16 protein-coding genes are annotated in these 14217 nt (G+C 55.3%); all 16 read left to right on the top strand.

Annotation, left to right across the window (positions count from 1 at the left end; translation table 11 throughout):
- The first annotated feature begins 320 nt into the window (after positions 1-320).
- The 16 genes from hisC to EV680_RS06360 all read left to right on the top strand — a co-directional run bounded on the left by hisC (position 321) and on the right by EV680_RS06360 (position 14215).
- A complete protein-coding gene (hisC, locus tag EV680_RS06285) occupies positions 321-1403 on the top strand; it encodes a histidinol-phosphate transaminase (RefSeq protein WP_132953893.1) in 1083 nt (360 codons plus the stop codon).
- Between the two features lie 79 nt (positions 1404-1482).
- Positions 1483-2397: an imidazoleglycerol-phosphate dehydratase HisB gene (hisB, locus tag EV680_RS06290; RefSeq protein ID WP_132953894.1), complete on the top strand. Its 915-nt coding sequence runs from the start codon at positions 1483-1485 to the stop codon at positions 2395-2397.
- 209 nt (positions 2398-2606) lie between these two features.
- A complete protein-coding gene (locus EV680_RS06295) occupies positions 2607-2990 on the top strand; it encodes a hypothetical protein (protein ID WP_132953895.1) in 384 nt (127 codons plus the stop codon).
- Positions 2991-3315: 325 nt separating this feature from the next.
- Positions 3316-4266, top strand: coding sequence for a transporter substrate-binding domain-containing protein (locus EV680_RS06300; protein ID WP_481557202.1), 951 nt, complete (start codon positions 3316-3318; stop codon positions 4264-4266).
- Between the two features lie 385 nt (positions 4267-4651).
- On the top strand, positions 4652-5395 hold the full coding sequence (locus tag EV680_RS06305) for an amino acid ABC transporter permease (protein WP_132953897.1): 744 nt from the start codon (positions 4652-4654) through the stop codon (positions 5393-5395).
- 1 nt (position 5396) lies between these two features.
- Positions 5397-6071 carry an amino acid ABC transporter permease gene (locus tag EV680_RS06310; RefSeq protein WP_132953898.1) on the top strand — a complete coding sequence of 225 codons (675 nt, stop codon included), beginning with the start codon at positions 5397-5399 and terminating at the stop codon, positions 6069-6071.
- Between the two features lie 2 nt (positions 6072-6073).
- The gene (locus EV680_RS06315) at positions 6074-6802 is read left to right on the top strand and encodes an amino acid ABC transporter ATP-binding protein (RefSeq protein WP_132953899.1); all 729 of its coding nucleotides are present in this window, start codon (positions 6074-6076) and stop codon (positions 6800-6802) included.
- 241 nt (positions 6803-7043) lie between these two features.
- The gene (locus EV680_RS06320; protein ID WP_132953900.1) at positions 7044-7466 is read left to right on the top strand and encodes a hypothetical protein; all 423 of its coding nucleotides are present in this window, start codon (positions 7044-7046) and stop codon (positions 7464-7466) included.
- 7 nt (positions 7467-7473) lie between these two features.
- On the top strand, positions 7474-7779 hold the full coding sequence (locus tag EV680_RS06325; RefSeq protein WP_132953901.1) for a hypothetical protein: 306 nt from the start codon (positions 7474-7476) through the stop codon (positions 7777-7779).
- Positions 7780-8123: 344 nt separating this feature from the next.
- Positions 8124-8768, top strand: a complete 645-nt coding sequence (gene hisH / locus EV680_RS06330; RefSeq protein WP_132953902.1) for an imidazole glycerol phosphate synthase subunit HisH — start codon at positions 8124-8126, stop codon at positions 8766-8768.
- A gap of 124 nt (positions 8769-8892) precedes the next feature.
- Positions 8893-9633 carry a 1-(5-phosphoribosyl)-5-[(5-phosphoribosylamino)methylideneamino]imidazole-4-carboxamide isomerase gene (gene hisA / locus EV680_RS06335; RefSeq protein ID WP_132953903.1) on the top strand — a complete coding sequence of 247 codons (741 nt, stop codon included), beginning with the start codon at positions 8893-8895 and terminating at the stop codon, positions 9631-9633.
- 90 nt (positions 9634-9723) lie between these two features.
- Positions 9724-10041 (top strand): multidrug transporter MatE, encoded by a 318-nt coding sequence (locus tag EV680_RS06340; RefSeq protein WP_132953904.1) that lies wholly within the window; start codon positions 9724-9726, stop codon positions 10039-10041.
- A gap of 34 nt (positions 10042-10075) precedes the next feature.
- Positions 10076-10843 carry an imidazole glycerol phosphate synthase subunit HisF gene (gene hisF / locus EV680_RS06345; RefSeq protein WP_132953905.1) on the top strand — a complete coding sequence of 256 codons (768 nt, stop codon included), beginning with the start codon at positions 10076-10078 and terminating at the stop codon, positions 10841-10843.
- Between the two features lie 316 nt (positions 10844-11159).
- A complete protein-coding gene (locus tag EV680_RS06350; RefSeq protein ID WP_132953906.1) occupies positions 11160-11759 on the top strand; it encodes a hypothetical protein in 600 nt (199 codons plus the stop codon).
- 142 nt (positions 11760-11901) lie between these two features.
- Complete coding sequence (locus tag EV680_RS06355; RefSeq protein WP_132953907.1) at positions 11902-12660, top strand: sulfite exporter TauE/SafE family protein; 759 nt, start codon at positions 11902-11904, stop codon at positions 12658-12660.
- Positions 12661-12724: 64 nt separating this feature from the next.
- Positions 12725-14215 carry an amidase gene (locus tag EV680_RS06360; protein WP_132953908.1) on the top strand — a complete coding sequence of 497 codons (1491 nt, stop codon included), beginning with the start codon at positions 12725-12727 and terminating at the stop codon, positions 14213-14215.
- The last annotated feature ends 2 nt before the right edge of the window (positions 14216-14217 follow it).

Consider the following 14217-nt stretch of genomic DNA (forward strand, 5'->3'; position numbering starts at 1 on the left):
TTGCACTCAAAATCTTACGCACGGATGAAATGTGAACAGACCCTGGTGTTGCAGGCCGTCTGAAACCGCATTTTTCAGACGGCCTGCAATACACGTTCTTTGCCTGCAACACACGCTTTTTTATGATACATTAGGCGCTGTTTATATTTCATTTCGCGGCAATCTTTTGGCGATCAAACGTGCCGGTTGCGCTTTTTGCCTTGCATATACGCTTTTTCGCTCAAAATCTTACCCGCGAATAAATGTAAACAGCCCCGAGCATTTTGTCGACAAAAAAGGCGCGTCGTGTTTCAGACGGCCTGTTTACACCAAAGCCGTTAATGAGCCATTTATCCGATATTATCCGCGCCGACATCCGCGCCATGAGCGCTTATCAAGTGGCCGCGCTGCCCGAAGGCTTCACTAAGCTCGATGCCATGGAAAGCCCGTATCACCCGTTTGCCCACTCGCCCCAATTGCAGGCCGAATGGGCTGCCCGCTTGGCTGAAGCGCCGATTCATCTTTATCCCAATCCTGCCACCAGCGGCCTGCAAGCCGCGCTGCGCCAGGCTTTTGATATTCCGGCCGCTGCCGAAATCGCGCTGGGCAACGGCTCGGATGAATTAATCCAACTCATCACCATGCTGGTGGCCAAGCCCGGTGCTGCGGTGCTGGCGCTGGAGCCGAGCTTTGTGATGTATCGGCACAATGCGCAGGTTTACGGGCTCGATTATATCGGTGTGCCGCTGAACGACGATTTCAGCATGAATCTGCCGGCCGTGCTTGAGGCCATTGCCGCGCATCGGCCGGCGCTGGTGTTTGTGTCGTATCCCAACAACCCCACCGGCGTGGGCTTTTCGCGCGCCCAAGTGCAGGCCATTATCAATGCCGCGCCCGGCGTTGTGGTGGTGGACGAAGCCTATGGCGCATTCAGCGGCGACAGCTTTTTGCCGCAAGCGGGGCAGATTGAAAATTTGGTGCTGATGCGCACCGTGAGCAAAATCGGCTTTGCCGGCATACGCGTGGGCTATGCCGCCGGCTGCGCCGAAATCATCAACGAGCTGGCCAAGATCGTGCCGCCTTATAATATGAACCAGCTGAGCCTGGCCACCGCCAAATTTGCGCTCGAGCATGCCGATGCCATTGCTGCCACCACCGCCAAGCTCAAAGCCGAGCGCGAGCGCATGCTGGCGCAATTGCAGCAAATCGCCGCTATTCAAGCTTTTGAGAGCGAAGCCAATTTCATCACCGTGCGCGTGCCCGATGCAGATCAATTGTTTGACACGCTCAAGCAAAATAAGATTTTAATTAAAAAATTGCACGGCGCGCACCCGCTGCTGGCGCAATGTGTGCGCATCACCATGGGTGCGCCCGGGCAAAACGATGCCGTGTTGGCGCTGATGCGCGCGCTGTATGAAAAATAAAGATAAAATGCAAACAAACCTGAGCGTATTTGCGTTTTGCATTTAAGTGATTGCTTTTATTGATAAAAAAGACCGGATTATGAAAAAAATACAAACCCATCTGCAAAACCTTTATCTGCTGATCGAAGAAGCCGGCTCGCTTGGCGAGCTGGCCCGCCGCAGCGGCTACGACAACCCTTCCGCGCTGTATCAGCTGAAACACCGCCTGGAAAAACAGGCGCAGGATGAAACCGCCAAAGGGCGCGGCATCCAATCGGCCTTGCAGGCCAAGCTAGAAAACGGCATGGGCAAGCCCGCCGGCTGGATGGGCAGAAAGCATCTGTCTAAAGAAGAAAAGGCCGAAAAAGCGGAAAAAGCCGCTGCCGAGGCCGCGCTGGCCATGGCTGCGGAAGCAGCGCAAACGCGCAGCGCCACCGTGAGCCGCCACACCAGCGAAACCCAAATCACCGTGTCCATCAATCTGGATGGCACCGGCCAAAGCCGATTCGACACCGGCGTGCCTTTTCTCGAGCACATGCTCGACCAAATCAGCCGCCACAGCCTGATTGATCTCGACATCACCTGCCGGGGCGATTTGCACATCGACGACCACCACACCGTGGAAGACATCGGCATCACGCTGGGGCAGGCGCTCAAGCAAGCTCTGGGCGACAAAGCCGGCATCTGCCGCTACGGCATGAGCTATGTGCCGCTCGATGAAGCCTTGAGCCGCGTGGTGCTCGATTTGTCCGGCCGCCCGGGCTTGGTGTACAACCTCGAATTCACCCGCGCCATGATCGGCAAATTCGATGTGGATTTATTCAGCGAATTTTTCCACGGCTTGGTCAACCACAGCATGATGACGCTGCATATCGACAACCTGCGCGGCATCAATGCACACCATCAAGCCGAAACCGTGTTTAAAGCGTTTGGCCGCGCGCTGCGCATGGCCGTGGCGCACGATGAGCGCATGGCCGGTCAAATGCCCTCCACCAAAGGCACGCTCACCGCCTGATGCAGCTTGCTGTTTATATCAGGCCGTCTGAAAGTGCAGGGTTTCAGACGGCCTGATTGGCTTTATGCTCGAATGATGTCGGCATTCAGGCATCGGTTAAATCTTGCTAAAGGCCGTCTGAAAGCTTTCAGACGGCCTTTTTCTTGTTATGATAAAAACACTTGAGCCTTGCCGCTCATTCACACAATAACTGCCACAAGGAGAAAATCATGAATAAGCCCAACCCCACGCACGCCCAAGTAATGGAATCGCAAGAGTGCGATGCGGTAATACAAGAGCGCTGCGATGATTACCTGCACCGCGAAGCCGCCCAAGCCGAGCAGGCGCAGGCCGGCAGCGTGGCAGCGGGCGAGCAGGATTTCGATGCCATCAAGCCGCAAGTAGAGCTCAACACCGACCAGATTTCCGAATGCCACGAGCCCACCACCGCTGATGAAATGGAAGCGGAAGAGCGCGAATTGGTGATTGAAGATTCGGTGGACGATGCCATTACCTATGCGCAAAAGCCCCTGAGCGATGAGGAAATCCGCCGCAAAGCGCTCACCCGTCTCGACCAAATCGACCCCAATCCGAAAGACGGCAATCATTGCTGAAGCGCGCCGGATAAATGATTATATGTTCATAAAAAGGCCGTCTGAAACATTCAGACGGCCTTTTTGGTGATGGGGATTAAGATGAATATTGTTTGCAATGTAGTGAAAAGTAGCTTTTTATTGTTAACAATCAAATCGATAGCGGTAAAATATTCTGATTTTATTGATTGAATAATATCAGCCACTTATGATTTGAGTGTGTTAATCGGGTTGTCAAATAAAATAGGTTAAGCTAGGATAAATTCCATCAAGGCGGGGCGGCTTTTTTGCGGCGGCTGCGGGCTTGTGCAGAATAACGACAACAACATAGGAGCAAGAAATGAAATTGACAGCACTCAAACCTTTCAGCCTCGCCTGCTTGGCGGCATTGAGCTTGGCGGCTTGCGGCGGCGAAGCATCGAAACCGGCCGAAAGCAGCGCATCAGGCGCCGCGCCGGCCGCAGCAGGGCAGGGCACTTTGGAGAAAATCAAATCGTCGGGCACCATTGTGTTGGGGCACCGTGATTCTTCCATTCCGTTTTCCTACATTGCCGATCAGCCCAATCAACCGGTAGGCTATGCCCATGATTTGCAGCTCAAAGTGGTGGAAGCGGTGAAAAAAGAGCTCAACATGCCCGATTTGAAAGTGCGCTACAACTTGGTTACCTCGCAAAACCGCATCCCGCTGGTGAGCAACGGCACGGTAGATTTGGAATGCGGCTCCACCACCAACAATCTCGAGCGTCAAAAGCAGGTGGATTTTTCCAATGCTTTCTTTGAAATCGGCACCCGCCTGATGGCCGCCAAAGATGCCGGCATCAACGGCTTTGGCGATTTGAAAGGCAAAACCGTGGTCACCACGGCCGGCACCACTTCCGAGCGTTTGTTGAAAGAATATAACGACAAAGAAAAGCTCGGCATGAACATTATTTCCGCCAAAGACCACGGCGAAGCCGCGCTGATGCTGTTTAACGGCCGCGCGCAAGCCTTTATGATGGATGATATTTTACTGGCGGGCGAGCGTGCCAAAACGCCCAACCCCGATAATTGGGTGATTGTGGGCGAGCCGATGTCGTTTGAGCGCTACGGCTGCATGGTGCGCAAAGGCGATGCGCCGTTTAAAGCGGTGGTGGATGGTGCGCTGGATGCCACGTTTAAAAACACCGCCGAAATCGATGCGCTGTATAAAAAATGGTTTGAAAGCCCGATTCCGCCCAAAGGCGTGAATTTGGCATTTCCGATGTCGGCGCAGGTAAAAGAAATTATCGCCAACCCCACCGATAGAGCCGCAGAGTAAACATTTCAAACAGCCGGCACATCATGTGGCAAAAGGCGGCGGGTTTGAAAAGCCCGCCGCCTTCTTTAGATGGCCGGTGCGAGCCGGATGGTTTTCAGACGGCCTGAGACTTTTGCAAAACCGGATATCTGTCGCATCCGCGCAGGCAGGTGCCCGGTGCAAAGCAGCGCTTTGCTTGCCTCACACATTTCTGAAAATAAAAGATTCTCTATAAAATCAAATATTTGATTTTATGTGTTGATGGTAGCTAGCTGCCCGACAACTGAAGCTGCGCTTCAGGCTGTGCTCCTGCCTACGCAGGAGCGACGGAAAGGGCGTTTGGTGTATATAAAAGCCAATATTCTGCCGTATCAGGGCAGAATCCAAACAACAGAAGGAACGGAATATGGGCTATTCCTGGAACTGGGGCGTGCTGTTTGACAGCACCGGCATCGGCAACGAAACCTATTTGAGCTGGATGCTCTCGGGCCTCGGCTGGCTGTTTTTAATCGGCGGCATCGCTTGGCTTATCGCGCTCACGCTGGGCACGGTGTTGGGCATTATGCGTACGCTGCCCAATAAGCCGCTGCAAACCATCGCTTCGGCCTATGTGAGCCTGTTTCGCAACGTGCCTTTGCTGGTGCAGCTTTTTATCTGGTATTACGTGGTGCCGGGCTTTTTTCCCGAAGGCTTGCGCCAATGGTGGTATTTCGGCCTTGCGCCCAACACCTCGGCCATGCTCTCGGCCAGCGTGGGCTTGGGGCTTTTCACCGCCGCGCGCATTGCCGAGCAGGTGCGCACCGGCATTCAGTCGCTGCCGCAGGGGCAGAGCCACGCCGCTTATGCGCTGGGATTCAGCACTGCTCAAGTTTACCGGCAAGTGCTGCTGCCGCAGGCTTTCCGGGTGATTTTGCCGCCCATGAGCTCGGAATTGACCAACTGCTTTAAAAACGCCTCGGTGGCATCGCTGGTGGGCGTTGCCGAATTAATCAGCCAAACCAAAACCATTGCCGAATACACGCAAAACAATTTTGAAATCTACACCTATGCCACGCTGATTTATTTGGTGATTAATTTGGTTTTGATTATGTTAATGAATTTTCTCGAGCGCAAATACAGAGTGCCGGGCTTGATGGCGGAGGGCAAATAAGATGGCTTTCGGAATTGCAGAATTGCAGGCGGCATCGCCCGGCCTTTTGGCCGGCATCACCACCACGCTGGAAATCGTGGCGATTGCTGTGGCCGGCGGCATGGTCATCGGCACGCTGCTGGCGCTGGCGCGTTTATCGCCTTTTAAAATCTTGTCGCTGCCGGCCAAGCTTTATGTGAATTTTTTCCGCTCGGTGCCTTTGCTTTTGGTGCTGATCTGGTTTTACTTCGCCGTGCCGATGATGTACAACTGGGCCACCGGGCGCTATCTCACCATCAACGTGGCTTTTGCTTCGTGCGCGGTGGCGTTTATGGTGTTTGAGGCGGCTTATTTTGCCGAAGTGGTGCGCGCGGGCATACAGTCGATTTCCAAAGGGCAGGTGAATGCGGCCAAAGCACTGGGCATGACTTACAGCCAAACCATGCGGCTCGTGATTCTGCCGCAGGCTTTCCGCAAAATGCTGCCGCTGATTTTGCAGCAGAGCATTATTCTGTTTCAAGATACCACGCTAGTGTTTGCTATCGGCTTGGTGGATTTCTTCCGCGCCTCTTATGTGCGCGGCGATTTGATGGGCATGCTCACGCCGTATATTCTGTTTGCCGGTGCGGTGTATTTTGCGGTGAGCGCGATTGCCACTTTTGGTGTGAAACGTTTGCAAAAAAGATTGCGGGTGTAAAAATGATTGAAATCAACAATGTGAATAAATGGTATGGCGATTTTCAGGTGCTCACCGATTGCAGCACCCGCATTGCCAAAGGCGATGTGGTGGTGGTGTGCGGCCCTTCGGGCAGCGGCAAATCCACGCTGATTAAATGTGTAAACGGGTTGGAGCCTTTCCAAAAAGGCGAAATCGTGATCGACGGCACGTCGGTGGGGCATCCGCAAACCGATTTACCCAAGCTGCGCAGCCGCGTGGGCATGGTGTTTCAGCATTTCGAGCTGTTTCCGCATCTGAGCATCACCGACAACCTCACCGTGGCGCAAATTAAGGTGCTTGGCCGCAGCAAGCAAGAAGCGCTTAAAAAAGGGCTGGCCTATCTCGACCGCGTGGGCTTGAGCGCGCAGGCGCACAAATATCCGGCCGAATTGTCAGGCGGCCAGCAGCAGCGGGTGGCGATTGCGCGTGCGCTGGCCATGGATCCGGTGGCTATGCTGTTTGACGAGCCCACTTCCGCGCTTGATCCGGAAATGATTCAGGAAGTGCTCGATGTGATGGTGGGCTTGGCTAAAGAGGGCATGACCATGATGTGTGTTACCCACGAAATGGGCTTTGCCAAGCAAGTGGCCAATAAAGTGGTGTTTATGGATGCCGGCCAGATTGTGGAAGATTGCAGCACTGAAGAATTCTTCGGCAGCCCGCGCAGCGAGCGGGCGCAGCAATTTTTGTCGAAAATTTTGAACCATTAAATCGAAAAGGAGGCGGCCGAAGAATCGGCGCTTTCTTCAGGAAACACTTGGCAATCAGGCCGTCTGAAACATACAATCGCTTTTCAGACGGCCTGCCGGTTTTCGCAGGCTGCATCTAATACCCATTCAAAAAAGTAAGCTAACAAGGCGGCGAGCCGAAGACAGTACAGATAGTATGGCAAGGCGAGACAACGAAGTTAGGTTATTTTTTGGGATTGGTATAACACTATGAAAGGCCACGATGTTTATCACCTTGCTGTTGGTTACATTTGTGCTGGCGCTGGCGGTGTCGGCCTTAGTGGCGCGTTTGTTTGCGCAGCCGCTGCACAATATCCTCACCCGCATTATCGACGACCCCATCAGCGAAGCCTGGGTGCGCTATATGAAGTTTGCCATTTTGGTGGTGGGCGTGTCGGCCGGCGTGCGTATCGGCGAGCTGGAAAAATACATCACGCCGTGGCGCTGGGATGAAAAAGCCCAAATCGTGCCGCTTACCGGCGAGCGCTGGGTGCTCGAAGTGTATCGCACCATTATCGAATCGCTGCAAGGCATCGCTTGGATGCTGCTGGTGTTTTTCGTGGTGGCGCTGATGGCTTATGTGGTGGTGCGCTTGGGCGAGCTCAAACGCCGCCGTGCGGATACGCAAAATCAAACCCTTAACTGAACCGATTATGTTGCCTAGTGTGTTGTTGTTGATTTTTGGAAAATTGCAGGATTATGTGGGCCGCAACGGCCCGGTTTGGCCGTGGGCGCTATCCTACGGCTTGTGTTTGGGCGTGGCGGGCTTTGTGGTGGTGGGCGGCGAGATGTCGCCGATTGCCGCAGCCGCTTTCGGCTTTTATTGTTGGGCTTATCTGGTGCTGCTGCGCCAATGGCGCAGCGAGCGGGTCCGCTGGCTCTCGCTTTATTGGTTTGGCGCTTTGTTGCCGCTGGTGATTGTGTTGGTGTCGTTTTCGGTGATGCAGCGCAGCCTGTAGGGTATCCTGACATTTCGATTTATGGGTGTATTTCGTCCCTGAAAACGCATCTGCTGCGTTAAAAAGCCTCGCAAGGTGTCCAACCTTGCTGCGTTTTTTGCCTTGCATCTGCATTTGCAGGAACAAAATCCTCCTCATAAACGAAATGTCAGGATACCCCAGGGTCTGTTCACAATTCATCTCGTGGCAATCTTTTGGCTCAAAAACGCGCCTGCTGCGTTGAAAATGCTCGCAAGGTGTTCAACCTTGCTGTGCTTTTCGCCTTGCAGCCACGCTTTTGCGCTCAAAATCTTACGCACGGGTGAAATGTGAACAGCCCCTAACGCAGAAAAAAGGAAAATCGCATGAAAGTGGTGGTGGTGGATTACGGCATGGGCAATCTGCATTCGGTGCTCAAATCGGTACAGGCGGCGCAGAAGCTCGCCGGTGTGCGCGCAGAAATCGAGCTCACCGATGCGCCCGAAAAAGTGTTTGCCGCAGATAAAATCATTTTTCCCGGCCAAGGCGCGATGCCCGACTGCATGGCCGCGCTGCAACAAAGCGGCTTGGGCGAAGCGGTTTCAGACGGCCTGAAAAACAAACCTTTTTTCGGCATTTGCGTGGGCGCGCAATTGTTGTTCGACCACAGCGAAGAGGGCAACACACCGGGCTTGGGCTGGTTTGCCGGCGAGGTGAAACGCTTTGCCGCCAATCAGCACGATGCGCACGGCGACAAGCTCAAAGTACCGCATATGGGCTGGAACACGGTGCACCAAACGCAGGCGCATCCTTTGTTTGAAGGCATTGCGCAAGACACGCGTTTTTACTTTGTGCACAGCTATTATTTCGCCCCGGCCGCGCCCGATATTGTGCTGGGCAGCAGCGAATATCCGCATGAATTCGCCTGCGTGGTGGGCAAGGATAATGTGTTTGCCACGCAATTTCACACCGAAAAAAGCCACGATGGCGGCTTGCTGCTTTTGCGTAATTTTTTGCGCTGGAACGGCTAAATTGTGTAAAATACATTTATGTATGTTTTCAGACGGCCTGTGCGATTGCGCGGCCGTCTGAAACTGTGTCTGCATAAAAGGCCGTCTGAAAATATTCAGGCCGCTTAAACCCTATGGAAATAAAATGTTACTGATTCCTGCAATCGATTTAAAAGAAGGCAGCTGCGTGCGCCTGAAGCAAGGCCTGATGGATCAGGCCACTGTGTTTTCCGACGAGCCTGCCGAAATGGCGTTGCATTGGGTGAAACAAGGCGCGCGCCGCCTTCATTTGGTGGACTTGGACGGCGCCTTCGCCGGCAAACCGAAAAACCTCGAAGCCATCAGCGCCATTTTGCAGGAAGTGGGCAAAACCCTGCCCGTGCAGCTGGGCGGCGGCATCCGTGATTTGGCCACCATCGAAAAATACCTCGATTTGGGGCTCACCGATGTGATTATCGGCACCGCTGCGGTGAAAAACCCGCAGTTTGTGCGCGAAGCCTGTAAAGCCTTTGCCGGCCATATTATTGTGGGGCTGGATGCCAAAGAGGGCATGGTGGCGATTGACGGCTGGGCCACAGTAACCGAGCACCATGTGGCCGATTTGGGGTGGCAATTTGCCGACGACGGCGTCAACAGCATTATCTACACCGACATCGGCCGCGACGGCATGATGAGCGGCGTGAACATCGAAGCCACCGTCAAGCTGGCCGAAGCCGTGGGCATACCGGTGATTGCTTCGGGCGGCCTCACTAATCTCGACGACATCCGCGCCTTGTGTGCCGTCGAGCCACAAGGTGTTGCCGGTGCGATTACCGGCCGCGCGATTTACGAGGGCAGCATTGATTTTGCCCAAGCGCAAAAGCTGGCCGACGAGCTGGCCGTCTGAAAGCGCGATGCGGCAGTTTGCCGCAATATCAGGCAGCCGTTTGGGAGCGGCTGCCCGCCATACCACAGCATTCAGATTTAAGGGAATCTCATGCTTGAAGCATTTATTTTGGGCTTTTGGACGATATGGTCGTCCAATCGCGACATCTACGCGCTCACCGAAAGCCTGGGCTTTATGATATTGGTGGTGTTGCTGCGCACGGCCATCGCTTTCCAGTTGCCGCACATCGATTTGGGTTGGGGCATCAGCATGGGTTTGTTGTGGGCTTATGTGGGGCTGTCTTTTTGGGTGGTCAACCGCTTTGCCACCAGCTTTATGACCACATTGGGCTTTGCCATGGTGTCGGCCATCGGCTATTTCCAGCTCTCCGCCCATGTGGAAACCTGGGTGGCCGGCTGGCTGGCGTGAATTAGGCAAGGCCGCATTTTCAGAGTAAACAATTATGGCATTAGCAAAACGCATTATCCCCTGCCTCGATGTGGACAACGGCCGCGTGGTGAAAGGCGTGAATTTTGTCGGCCTGCGCGATGCGGGCAACCCCGTGGACGTGGCCAAACGCTACAACGACGAGGGTGCCGACGAATTGACTTTTCTCGACATTACCGCCAGCAGCGACAACCGCGACACCATTTTGCATGTGATTGAAGAAGTGGCTTCGCAAGTGTTTATTCCGCTCACCGTCGGCGGCGGCGTGCGCAGCGTGGCCGATGTGCGCCGCCTGCTCAATGCCGGTGCCGATAAGGCCGGCATCAACACCGCCGCCGTGACCAACCCCGATTTAATCAACGAAGCCAGCGGCTTTTTCGGCTCGCAGGCGATTGTGGTGGCGATCGACGCCAAAGCAGTCAACCCCGAAAACACGCGCTGGGAAGTGTTTACCCACGGCGGGCGCAAGGCCACCGGCATTGATGCGGTGGAATGGGCGCTCAATATGCAGGCGCGCGGCGCCGGCGAGATTCTGCTCACCAGCATGGATAGAGACGGCACCAAAATCGGCTTCAATCTGGCGCTCACTCGCGCCGTGAGCGAAGCGCTGGATATTCCGGTGATTGCATCGGGCGGCGTGGGCAATGTGCAGCATTTGGTTGAAGGCGTGAAAGAGGGTAAAGCCGATGCCGTGTTGGCGGCGAGCATTTTCCACTTCGGCGAAGTGCGCATCAGCGAAGCCAAAGCAGCCATGCGCGCTGCCGGGATTGAAGTGCGGCTGTGAACACAACAACAAGGCGGGTGCAAACCTGCCTTGTTTTTTGCCGGACGGGCAGCCGCCGGTAAAACGGGCGGGTGCGTTGAATCAGAAAAAGGTGGGGCAACGCAGCGCCGGTTTGGAACGTGCCGCTATAAAATGCGCAGACACACACAAGGCAGCATAAGCGTGTGTATAAAAAAGGCCGTCTGAAAGCCGCGAACCGGTATTTAAAATAGCCGTGCCGGTTGAAGCTGCGCGGTTTTCAGACGGCCTTTGATTCGAATTATTATTTTAATTTTTATTTTCAATGCTTTATTGGGTTGGTGCAAGAGGGGGTATTATGAAAATAGGGTGGATAGCCATCATCGGCGCTGCTTCTGTGGCCTTATCCGGTTGCTTTATGGCGCAAAAATCAACTTTGGTGCACAAGCAGGAAGCGTATCAGCCATCAAGCGATGCCCGAATCCGCCTTTATGGTGCATACGGCAATCAGGAAATCCGCCTATACCGCAACAGCAGCTGCGCCGATTGGCAACCGCAGGCAGCTCAACGCGTGCACACCCGTATGGTCAACGGCTTGCCCAAGCGCATTCGCAATTATACGGTCGGTATGCCCGATACCGTGCGCAGCGTGGCCGCCAATCAGGATAAGGGCGTGGTGTTTCGTGATTCTTATCAGGAATTTGTGATTTCGGCCGGCAAACCGTTGGTGTTGGATGGCTCGAAATCTGCCACCACCGACAGCCGCCATCAAAGTTGCCGCACCGGCGTGAGCTTTGTGCCCCGAGCCGGTAAAGATTATGAAGCGGCTTTTCGCTGGTTGGAAAAGGGATGTGTGGTAGATGTGTTTGAGATTGGCGCCAAAGTTGACGATAAAAATGTGTATCCAACGGTTGCGCAAATGCCGGAACAATGTCGAAAACCGCGCACCAGCATTTAAAAAATAAGGGTGCTGATTGGAAACTGGATAGCTTTCAGACGGCCTTTGATTCGAATAGGTATAATGCCAAAATGCAGCAAGCCTATCCGGCGGCAGGGCTGTTTTGGCAGGGCTGTTTTGAAGGTGTGAAAGCAGAAAACGCATGGATTTAAATGTTTACCAATATCTCTTGCTGGCCGCGCTCGGTGTGGCAGCGGGGGTGATCAATATGATGGCCGGCGGCGGCTCCAACCTGATTTTGCCGGTGTTGATGATGTTCGGCGTGCCGGCCGATATCGCCAACGGCAGCAACCGCGTGGGCGTGTTGCTGCAATCGGTGTCGGGCTTGCAGGGTTTCCGCCATGCGGGTAAATTGCCGACGCAGGATTTGCCGGCGATTTTGTGGCCGACCTTAATCGGCGGGCTGTTTGGTGCGCTAGTGGCTTCGTTTGCGCCGGTGGCGGTGTTAAAGCCCATGCTGCTGATTACCATGTTGTCGGTGGCGGCATTTGCTTTTTTCAAACGCTCGGCGCTGGTGCATCCGAGCGGCACTTTGCCGATTACGGTGGCAGAAAACCCGAAATCGCGTATCGGCTTGTGGCTGGTGGGCGTGTATGGCGGCTTTGTGCAAGCCGGCGCGGGCTTTGTGATGCTGCCGGTGCTCGCCGGCATGCTGCGCTATGATCTGGTGCGCGCCAATGCGCTCAAAGTGTGCTGCACCCTCGGCTTCACGCTGGTGTCGCTGGCGGTGTTTATATGGCGCGGGCAAGTGTGGTGGGATATCGGCCTGGTGCTGGCCGCCGGTAGCATTATCGGTGCCAAAATCGGCGTGAAAACCACGGTGAAGCTCAAGCCAAACACGCTGCGCTGGATTTTGTTTGTGATGACTTTGGTGGCGGTGGTGATGGCCTTAATCAATTGATTTCAAAAATATTCAGGCCATCTGAACGCTGTTGACAAGCTTTGTTGATAAAGGGGGAGCAGCCATGCAGTTTCAAGAATACTGCCAATATGACGCCATTGGGCTTGCCGAACTGATCCGCACTGGCGCAGTGAGCGCGGATGAAGTGTTGCAGGCGGCGCTTGCGCGGCTGGATGAGGTAAACCCTTTGCTGCAATTGGCTGCGCAAGATTGCCGCAAGCGTGCTTTGGCTTGGCAGATGCCGTCTGAAGCAGCGCCGCTGGCCGGTGTGCCGTTTGCCCTGAAAGATTTGCTGGCCGATTGGCGCGGCGTGCCCACTTTATCGGGCTCGCGCATGATGCGTACGCACATTGCCGCGCGCAACAGCCATTTGGTGGATGCTTATGAGCGCGCCGGCTTGCGTGTGTTTGCCAAAACCACCGTGCCCGAATGGGGGCTGATGCCCTACACGGAAAGCGAGCAACACGGCATCACCCGCAATCCGTGGGATGCTGCGCACACCCCCGGCGGCAGCAGCGGCGGCGCGGCCGCGGCGGTGGCCGCCGGCGTGATACCGGCGGCGCACGGCAGCGACGGCGGCGGCTCGATACGCATTCCCGCGCACAATTGCGGCTTGTTCGGCTTAAAGCCGAGCCGCGGCCGCGTGGACAGCGGCCCTTTGTTGGACGAAGGTTGGCAGGGCATGGTGTGCGAACACGCGCTCACCCGCAGCGTGCGCGACAGCGCTTTGCTGCTCGACATCGCCGCGCAAACACAGCCTTATGCGCTTTATGCCTGCAACACGCCGGCAGTTTCGTTTTCAGACGGCCTCAAGCAGCCTTTGCGCCGCTTGAAAATCGCCTATTGCGTGCAGCCTTGGCTGGGCGGCAAGATTGATGACGCCACCAAAAACGCGTTTGCCCACAGCCTGAAATTGCTGGCCGATGCCGGCCACGAGCTGGAAGAAGCCGCGCCGGCTTTTGCCGATGCCGACACTTTAGCGCGTGCGATGCTGGTGCTGGTGGCCACCGAAGCGGCCAAAACCCGCCTGCGTTTCGAGCAACTTTCCGGCCGAAAGCCGGGCTATCAGGAAGTGGAGCCGGCCACTTGGTCGCTGATGGTTTACGGCAGCCGCCTGCGCGCGGTGGAAGCCTTGTGGGCGCGTGAAGTGGTGCTGGCGCAGCGGCGGGCGGCTGCCGAATTCCACCGCCGCTATGATGTGCTGGTCACGCCCGTGTGTCCGCGCATCACACCCAAAACGGGTGAGCTGGCGCCGCCGCAAGAGCAGCTGCGCATGAGCAACCTGCTGTTGGGCAAGATGGATTTGGGCTGGCTGATGGCACACAATCCGCTGGTGGAGCAGCAAAGCCTCAAAGCCTTGCAATATGTGGGCTTCACCGCGCCGTTTAATATGAGCGGCCAGCCGGCCATGAGCGTGCCGCTTTATTGGCATGAAAACCGCCTGCCGGTGGGCACGCAATTTGCCGCCGCGCACGGCAACGAGCAATTGCTGCTACAATTGGCGGCCGAGCTGGAGCAAATCCAGCCGTGGGCGCTCAGGCAGCCGCCGCTTTAAAA

It is taken from the genome of Uruburuella suis, assembly GCF_004341385.1.
Taxonomy (GTDB): Bacteria; Pseudomonadota; Gammaproteobacteria; order Burkholderiales; family Neisseriaceae; genus Neisseria; species Neisseria suis.

What these genes read in the sequence shown, in the direction of transcription:
- hisC (WP_132953893.1), top strand. Translation starts at nt 321, where the DNA reads ATGAGCCATTTATCCGATATTATCCGCGCCGACATCCGCGCCATGAGC.
- hisB (WP_132953894.1), top strand. Translation starts at nt 1,483, where the DNA reads ATGAAAAAAATACAAACCCATCTGCAAAACCTTTATCTGCTGATCGAA.
- EV680_RS06295 (WP_132953895.1), top strand. Translation starts at nt 2,607, where the DNA reads ATGAATAAGCCCAACCCCACGCACGCCCAAGTAATGGAATCGCAAGAG.
- EV680_RS06305 (WP_132953897.1), top strand. Translation starts at nt 4,652, where the DNA reads ATGGGCTATTCCTGGAACTGGGGCGTGCTGTTTGACAGCACCGGCATC.
- EV680_RS06310 (WP_132953898.1), top strand. Translation starts at nt 5,397, where the DNA reads ATGGCTTTCGGAATTGCAGAATTGCAGGCGGCATCGCCCGGCCTTTTG.
- EV680_RS06315 (WP_132953899.1), top strand. Translation starts at nt 6,074, where the DNA reads ATGATTGAAATCAACAATGTGAATAAATGGTATGGCGATTTTCAGGTG.
- EV680_RS06320 (WP_132953900.1), top strand. Translation starts at nt 7,044, where the DNA reads ATGTTTATCACCTTGCTGTTGGTTACATTTGTGCTGGCGCTGGCGGTG.
- EV680_RS06325 (WP_132953901.1), top strand. Translation starts at nt 7,474, where the DNA reads ATGTTGCCTAGTGTGTTGTTGTTGATTTTTGGAAAATTGCAGGATTAT.
- hisH (WP_132953902.1), top strand. Translation starts at nt 8,124, where the DNA reads ATGAAAGTGGTGGTGGTGGATTACGGCATGGGCAATCTGCATTCGGTG.
- hisA (WP_132953903.1), top strand. Translation starts at nt 8,893, where the DNA reads ATGTTACTGATTCCTGCAATCGATTTAAAAGAAGGCAGCTGCGTGCGC.
- EV680_RS06340 (WP_132953904.1), top strand. Translation starts at nt 9,724, where the DNA reads ATGCTTGAAGCATTTATTTTGGGCTTTTGGACGATATGGTCGTCCAAT.
- hisF (WP_132953905.1), top strand. Translation starts at nt 10,076, where the DNA reads ATGGCATTAGCAAAACGCATTATCCCCTGCCTCGATGTGGACAACGGC.
- EV680_RS06350 (WP_132953906.1), top strand. Translation starts at nt 11,160, where the DNA reads ATGAAAATAGGGTGGATAGCCATCATCGGCGCTGCTTCTGTGGCCTTA.
- EV680_RS06355 (WP_132953907.1), top strand. Translation starts at nt 11,902, where the DNA reads ATGGATTTAAATGTTTACCAATATCTCTTGCTGGCCGCGCTCGGTGTG.
- EV680_RS06360 (WP_132953908.1), top strand. Translation starts at nt 12,725, where the DNA reads ATGCAGTTTCAAGAATACTGCCAATATGACGCCATTGGGCTTGCCGAA.